The sequence below is a fragment of the Metabacillus niabensis genome (assembly GCF_020524345.1).
Lineage (GTDB): Bacteria > Bacillota > Bacilli > Bacillales > Bacillaceae > Metabacillus > Metabacillus niabensis_B.
The window spans coordinates 72,795-79,998 of sequence record NZ_JAIVLH010000024.1 but is presented as its reverse complement, the minus strand read 5'-3'; the positions used below and the strand labels follow the sequence as shown (position 1 = coordinate 79,998).

Sequence of the window (7,204 nt, the reverse complement as noted above, 5' to 3'; positions counted from 1 at the left end):
GGTGTGTGAGAAGCTTTTTCTTTGGTTATCTTAGGAAATTTATTAATCTTTATAAGAACATTTTAAGAAAATAAAAAAGCTTGTAGAGAAAAACACCCACTTTCTCTACAAGCTGAGAGATATCTGAGATATCTCTCTTTTTAGTGCTACATTTTAATGGTCTCTTCTGAAGTTTGTACGGAAATTTCTTCTTCATCAGGGCGTTTGCTAAGGATGATATAGGATGTAACGAAGCAACAAAAGCCAATGATCCACCCGACGATCGTACTAAAGTAAAAGATATCTATTAACATCATACCTACAACTGGAGAAAGAATCCCTATAATACAAAGTACTAAAATTAAATGACGGTTTACCCATTGAAGCACAAAGAACAACTCCTTAATAGGAAGAAAGATTGCTTTATAGGATTATTATACAAGAAAAAGAACTTTTGTAGTATCAACGAATTGTTAAAAACAGATTACAATTTTATTTGATGAAATCCTTCCTTAAACTCCGATGTTTTAAAAGTTGAAGTTCTATTAAAGTCCTATGACAATAATAGTAAGAGGGTTAGCTTATTTCTTTTTTTAGATTGGATTTAATATCTTTAGAAAGGATAAGATCGGCAGTTAATTGACCTGAGAGAGTGACATTGGGAACTCCTCCTCCAGGGTGGGTAGAACCTCCAACAAAGTATAGATTTTCTAGTAGTGTACTTTCGCTTGGAAATTTAAAACCGCCATTTTTTTTGCGATCTGAGACAACACCGTACATAGATCCTCCATTTGACCCGTATAAATTTTTAAAATCATTTGGTGTTAGAGTGTACTCAAACTCGATGTTATTTTTCAGTTCCTTTAGACCCATTCGTTCAAGCTTATCATAAATAAGTTTGCGATACTTTTCTTTTTTGTTCTCCCAACAATCTCCTTCGCTTAATGGTGGTACATGTGTTAAAACAAAGAAGTTTTCCTTTCCCTGAGGTGCTTGGGATTGATCAGATTTCGAGGAAATACCAACATATATTGTAGGATCATCTGCTGGAACACCCTTATTGAAGATTTGATCGAATTCTTTATCGGGATTATCTGAAAAGAAAAAGTTATGGTGTGTAAGGTTATGATATGGCTTTTTTATACCGAGCAATAAAGCGAAACCTGACACTGTCGGAGGGAATTTCTCTTCCTCCTGCTTAAGTTGTTTACTGTTCAAAGAATCCTTCAATAAAGTCATGTATGTAGGGATAACTTCTAAATTAGAAATAACAAGGTCAGCGTCAATGACAATTCCATTTTCCAATTCAACTCCAATAGCTTTGGTTCCAGAGGTTAAAATTCTTTTTACTCGCGCGTTTAGGTGTATATTTGCTTCTAATTCATGCAACACTCTGGACATAGCGTCGGCAATTTGAAACATACCGCCTTCTACATAATAAATACCTAGACCTAATTGTATATGAGCTAATTGAGATAAGAAGGCTGGTGCATGATATGGAGAAGAACCGATATACATGGTAAACGTGTTAAATAATTGTTGAAGCTTTTTGTTTTTAAAGAATCTTTTCGTCCCTTGGCTTATCGTTTTCAGTGGATCCATAGATAGGAGCTCCTTTACACTATGCATGGATCGTAAGTCGGTTAAACCGGTGAGACTCTTTTTATAGAAACTTTTTAAACTATATTCATACATTTTGCTGCAATAGTTTAAATAGCTAAAAACTTCATTGGCATCATCTTTTGAAACAGATTCCAGTTGTTTAATTAATTCCGGAATATCGCATGTTAAATCTATAACAGTTCCATCTTCAAAAAAAGTCTTCCATTGAGGTTCAATTCTTTTTATATGGATGTAGTCAGAAAGATTTCTGTTTACATGATGAAAAAGTTGTTCAAGCACCCATGGCATCGTTAAAATGGTGGGACCAATATCAAAGGTATACCCCATACCTCCACGCTTATTTAATTTACCGCCAAGACGTCCGCCTTTTTCCAAAATAGTAACATCATAATTATCTGCGGCAAGACGAATGCCTGCAGACATACCACCAAGACCGCCACCTATAATGACAACTTTCTTTTCCAAGTCCTATAACCTCCTGCTTTTCATTTGATTTATTTCAAAAATAATCATCGTTTTTGAGTTTAAATATGTTTCTATTGCCTTCCATTCTATCCACCATTTCTACATTCATAACAATATAAGGATTTATTCTTTCTTTGACGAGTGAAAAATGTATGCAGATAGCGTTAATCTTCCTTTTGTTTAAAAGTCTATATGAGAAGATTGAATCGTTTTTATGTTGTTCGATTGACTTTTTACTACTCATTGTTATGATAAAAAATGAAGTTTTTTGAAGGGTAGTGACAGTATGAATAAGCGTTTAGATAAAGTAATGGAGTGGTTACAAGATCAAGATATCGATTTGTGTTTCGTTCAATCAAAGGAGAATGTATTCTATTTCACACAGTTTTATACAGACCCACACGAACGTTTAATGGGGGTTTTTCTATTTAAAGAGCAGGATCCACTTTTTGTTTGTCCAAATATGGAAGTGAACCAGGCGAGGGCTGCAGGATGGTCATTTGAAGTGATAGGATATAGTGACCACGAAAATCCTTGGAATTTAATTGCAAGCGCCTTAAAGCAGCGTCAAGTTTCTATTCAAAAAGTTGCCATCGAAAAAGATGTGACATCCTACAGTCGTGCAGAAGAATTACTTGAAATGACTGGTCATCCTCAAATTGTGTCAGCAGAAGAAAAATTAAACCAACTTCGTTTAATAAAAGATAATGATGAAATAAAAATCATGAGGGAAGCAGCCAGGCTTGCAGACTTTGGAGTACAAGTGGGAATAGATGCCTTACAAACAGGTGTCACCGAAATGGAAGTTTTAGCAACAATTGAGTATGAATTAAAGAAAAAAGGTATCCGTGAGATGTCTTTTTCTACCATGGTTTTATTCGGAGAAAAATCTGGTGATCCTCATGGAAACCCAGGACTAAGAGTGTTAAAAGAAGGGGATTTTGTTCTGTTCGATCTTGGAGTTGTGTTGGATGGATATTGTTCAGATATTACAAGAACTGTTGTTTTTAAAAAAGCTACTGAAGAACAAAAAAACATTTATGACACTGTACTTAAAGCGCAAATGGCTGCATTAGAAGCAAGTAAAGTGGGAACTAGAATTGGTGATTTAGATACCATTGCGAGAAATATAATAGAAGAAGCAGGATTTGGTGAGCATTTTCCACACCGTCTAGGTCATGGGTTAGGAATCAATGTTCATGAGTATCCTTCCATGAGTTTTACAAATGATGAATGTATAAAAGTTGGAATGGTGTATACAATTGAACCGGGAATCTATTTACCTAAAATTGGTGGCGTGAGGATTGAAGATGATGTAGTTATTACAGAACAAGGCTATGAAACATTAACAAAATTTCCGAAAGAGTTTACCGTTATAAATAGGTAATAGTTATTGATAATGATAAAAATAAAAAGATTATACAGTTTTTTCCTTATCGTTTTACCTTTTACTCTTATAATTGGTTGTGGAAGTGAACAAACAAATTCAACCTTATTGGATGCAGAAGTAACAAAAGTGGTAGATGGAGATACACTTCACGTCATGATTAGTGGAAAGAAGGAAACAATTAGACTGTTGCTAGTAGACACACCTGAAACAGTTCATCCATCAAAGGAGGTCCAGCCATTCGGACCTGAAGCAAGCAATTATATGAAAGAAAAATTAAATGGTGAAGAAATACAAGTTGAACTTGGTATAGGAGAAAGAGACAAGTATGGACGTTTGCTCGCATATGTTTATCATGATAATCAGATGATCAATAAACGATTATTGGAAAAAGGGTTAGCTAGGGTGGCGTATGTGTTTGAACCAAATACAAAATATATTGATGAATTTAATGAAATTCAAAAACAAGCCCAAAATGAACAAGTAGGGATTTGGAGTCTTGAAAACTATGCCTCAGACAAAGGCTTTCAAGATAAAACACAAGTTGTAAATGACGATACAGTTAATTCTGGTTGTACAATTAAAGGAAACATAAATTCAAAAGGAGAAAAGATTTATCATACAGTGCAATCTCCTTCCTACAATGTGACAAAGCCTGAAGAATTATTTTGTACAGAAAAAGAAGCGGTAGAAGCAGGCTATCGTCCAGTGAAAAGATAAAAAGGTGACAAGAGCGTTTAAAACGTTCTTGTCACCTTTTTTATGTACTAAAGTTTGATTACATTACTTTATATCAATGATTTAAACAAGTTATCATTATGGTTGCGAATCGTTTAAAAGTAGACTTTTGATTAGAAAAAGAAAAATAGGAAAATCTATAAAGAGGAATTATTTGGTGAAAAAGTTATAGATACATTCCGTGATGGTGAATATATTTATTGAAAATGAAATAAAACTAGATTTATAACTAAGGCTTATTTGTTTCTTTCTGGATATATATAAATGGTTCTTAGAATGGAGGGATTTACTTGAAGAGAATAGCTGTTCTAACAAGTGGTGGAGATTCACCAGGGATGAATGCTGCAATCAGGGCTGTAGTAAGAAAAGGTATTCATGAGGGGTTAGAGGTATATGGGGTTTATCAAGGATACGCTGGTTTAATGGAAGGAAAGATGAAAAAGCTGGAACTTGGATCAGTAGGTGATATTATCCACAGAGGTGGCACGATTTTATACTCTGCTAGATCTGAGGAATTTAAAAAGGATGAATCACAATATAAAGCAATTAAACAGTTAAAAGAGCTAAGAATTGAGGGACTTGTTGTAATCGGTGGTGACGGCTCATATCGAGGAGCTGCGAAGTTATCAGATAAAGGGTTCCCTTGTGTAGGTTTGCCTGGAACAATTGATAACGATATACCGGGAACAGATTATACCATTGGATATGATACGGCGTTAAATACTGTAATTAATAGTATTGATAAAATAAGAGATACTGCTACATCTCATGATCGTACGTTTATTATTGAAGTAATGGGACGACACGCCGGGGATATTGCCTTGTTTTCTGGTTTAGCTGTAGGAGCGGAGTCAATCATTATCCCTGAAAAAACGTATGAAATTCAAGATATAGTTGCAAAGCTGAAAAAAGGAATTGAGAGAGGAAAAAAACATTCCATCATTGTGTTGGCTGAAGGCGTTTGTTCCGCAAGTGAGCTTGCAGCAGAATTATTGAATAATTATCAATTGGAAACAAGGATTTCTGTTTTAGGACATATTCAACGAGGAGGAACTCCAACCTGCTTTGATCGTGTATTAGCATCTAGATTAGGAGCAAGAGCGATAGAACTTTTACTGGAAGGTAAATCGGGTAGGGCAATTGGAATGCAAAAACAGGAAATTGTAGATCATGATATTACTGAAATTTTAAAGAAAAGGGATCCAATCCAAGAAGATGTGTACACGCTTTCTAAAGAGCTGTCCATATAAGACAATTTGTTAATTGTTGGATAGAGGCTGACAAGTACGTTGATTTTTAACGTACTGACCAGCCTCTTTTGGTGTTTTAAATTCCTATGTAAATGGAGGAATGTTTTAATGAAAATTTATTGACGCTTTATGATATAAGCCCTGCCTCTCTTATATCGTTGCGGCTCCTAGGCCGCGCCACGTGTTTATGCGTCTAGGTGTGTTTGTTAAAGGTAATGTCAATAGTAACGCGCTCAATTATGTATTACCCAAATAACACAGGGTAAAACCTATAGACAAGTTATTGAAAATATAAAATGAGGAAAAAAGGCTACATGTCGAAGTAATCAGTATAAGGTTATACAGCTTTTGATGATGTTTGGGTTCCTGCTGATAAAATATGATCAATTGAAAACGTCCTTATTTGCCTGCGAAGTAAACAGTATGCAACTAATCTGTTTGGTGTGACTTTCTTTACGATGATTTTTCTCTGAGTAATTGAACGATCCTTAGCAAGATAAATAATCGTGATCGGATGGTTTTGCTCCAGACTCTGTGTAAAAAAATTATTCATTTCCTCCACCTCCAATGTATTCATTAATATTATATACGAACATATATTCTTTTATCCACAAACGCGAACGTTTATTCTGGTTTTTTTCTGCCATAATTGAACATTGAATAGCGTATGATGAGTATTAGCAATCCGTGAAAAAGTATATTGATATGGATGGGGGAGAGAGAATGACAACGACCGAAAAAGCTAGGAGAATTAAGGAGATAACCAATGAAATAATTAGACTTTATGTAAAAGATAATAAAGGAATAAAAGAAAGTGAACAGGAAAGGGCAGTTGAATTATTAGCTAGTGCTATTCAAGACTTTTCAGAAATATATCTAAATAAAAATGCAGACGACGATGAAATGCTAAAAGGAATTTTAGCAAAAGTAAAAATTGCTTCAAACATAATAGATGAAGTAAAAAAGCCAAAAGTGGTGATCAAAAGAGTATGATGTAGGCTAATATTACTAAAGTAAGAACGTGTGTTCTAATTTTAGGCGTGGTATGGTACAATTAGGTTGCAGTTTCATGAGGATCGAACAAGCCCCTTCTGGAAGGAGGTGATGCTTGTTGACGATTTATGAAAGTTTAATTTCAATGTTTACATTCGCCTCATTAATTATCGCTATTTTAGCCTTCTCACAAAAAAAATAGACCCTATGAAAGAGGTCTACTTATGTCACAAGATTAGGTCCAATAAGAAACTGCAGACTGTGGATGCGGCAACATCCACGGTCAATTCGGATTTAATTATAACACAAAGTGGAAGATGTAGCAGTATCTTTGTACCTTATTCACTGTTCATTTCTAAATTTAATTCTTTAGATAGGGTTGTGAATTCAAAAAAGATGTCAAAAAAGACAGGGGTGTTTTCATCATTATACAAAATAAGCCTATGCTGGGTTTTATCCTCTACATTATAAATAATTAATGCCTCTGTAATAAAGTCATCAAACCATTTATTTTTTACTTTTACTGAATTGGTTAAAGGAACTTTAATGAGATACCCTTTTTTAGGAAGAGGGCTGGCTTGAATTGTAATATTTTTAATTCCTTTTATTGCTTTTTGAACTTCACGGTCAAATAATACTGAGTTTTCTTTCTCAAGAATAACAGAATTAGACTCTATATCTAGCACTTTTACGACGGGTTGATCTGCAGCTTGAACGTGGTGTAATGTCATAAATGCTATGAAAAAAAATAGCTGAATCATGATTATTG

The 7,204-nt window shown here is 34.5% G+C and carries 8 protein-coding genes; 4 read left to right on the top strand and 4 right to left on the bottom strand.

Features of this window, described 5'->3' with window-relative positions; all coding sequences use genetic code 11:
• Nucleotides 1-146 precede the first annotated feature (146 nt).
• On the bottom strand, nucleotides 147-368 hold the full coding sequence (locus tag LC095_RS22035) for a hypothetical protein (protein WP_226530222.1): 222 nt from the start codon (nucleotides 366-368) through the stop codon (nucleotides 147-149).
• Nucleotides 369-555: 187 nt separating this feature from the next.
• Nucleotides 556-2,067: a phytoene desaturase family protein gene (locus LC095_RS22030; RefSeq protein ID WP_226530221.1), complete on the bottom strand. Its 1,512-nt coding sequence runs from the start codon at nucleotides 2,065-2,067 to the stop codon at nucleotides 556-558.
• A gap of 286 nt (nucleotides 2,068-2,353) precedes the next feature.
• Here LC095_RS22030 and LC095_RS22025 point away from each other — a divergent pair, with 286 nt between their 5' ends.
• From LC095_RS22025 to pfkA, 3 genes are all read left to right on the top strand, one after another.
• Nucleotides 2,354-3,454, top strand: a complete 1,101-nt coding sequence (locus LC095_RS22025) for a M24 family metallopeptidase (RefSeq protein WP_226530220.1) — start codon at nucleotides 2,354-2,356, stop codon at nucleotides 3,452-3,454.
• A gap of 12 nt (nucleotides 3,455-3,466) precedes the next feature.
• On the top strand, nucleotides 3,467-4,174 hold the full coding sequence (locus tag LC095_RS22020) for a thermonuclease family protein (protein WP_226530219.1): 708 nt from the start codon (nucleotides 3,467-3,469) through the stop codon (nucleotides 4,172-4,174).
• A 308-nt stretch (nucleotides 4,175-4,482) separates the two neighbouring features.
• Nucleotides 4,483-5,442: a 6-phosphofructokinase gene (pfkA, locus tag LC095_RS22015; protein ID WP_226530218.1), complete on the top strand. Its 960-nt coding sequence runs from the start codon at nucleotides 4,483-4,485 to the stop codon at nucleotides 5,440-5,442.
• A 337-nt stretch (nucleotides 5,443-5,779) separates the two neighbouring features.
• Here pfkA and LC095_RS22010 read toward each other — a convergent pair whose 3' ends face one another.
• Nucleotides 5,780-5,995, bottom strand: coding sequence for a WYL domain-containing protein (locus LC095_RS22010; protein WP_226530217.1), 216 nt, complete (start codon nucleotides 5,993-5,995; stop codon nucleotides 5,780-5,782).
• A 170-nt stretch (nucleotides 5,996-6,165) separates the two neighbouring features.
• Here LC095_RS22010 and LC095_RS22005 point away from each other — a divergent pair, with 170 nt between their 5' ends.
• On the top strand, nucleotides 6,166-6,435 hold the full coding sequence (locus tag LC095_RS22005; RefSeq protein ID WP_226530216.1) for a hypothetical protein: 270 nt from the start codon (nucleotides 6,166-6,168) through the stop codon (nucleotides 6,433-6,435).
• A 338-nt stretch (nucleotides 6,436-6,773) separates the two neighbouring features.
• Here the strand turns inward: LC095_RS22005 and LC095_RS22000 are convergent, their stop codons facing one another.
• Nucleotides 6,774-7,196, bottom strand: coding sequence for a hypothetical protein (locus tag LC095_RS22000; protein ID WP_226530215.1), 423 nt, complete (start codon nucleotides 7,194-7,196; stop codon nucleotides 6,774-6,776).
• Nucleotides 7,197-7,204 lie beyond the last annotated feature (8 nt).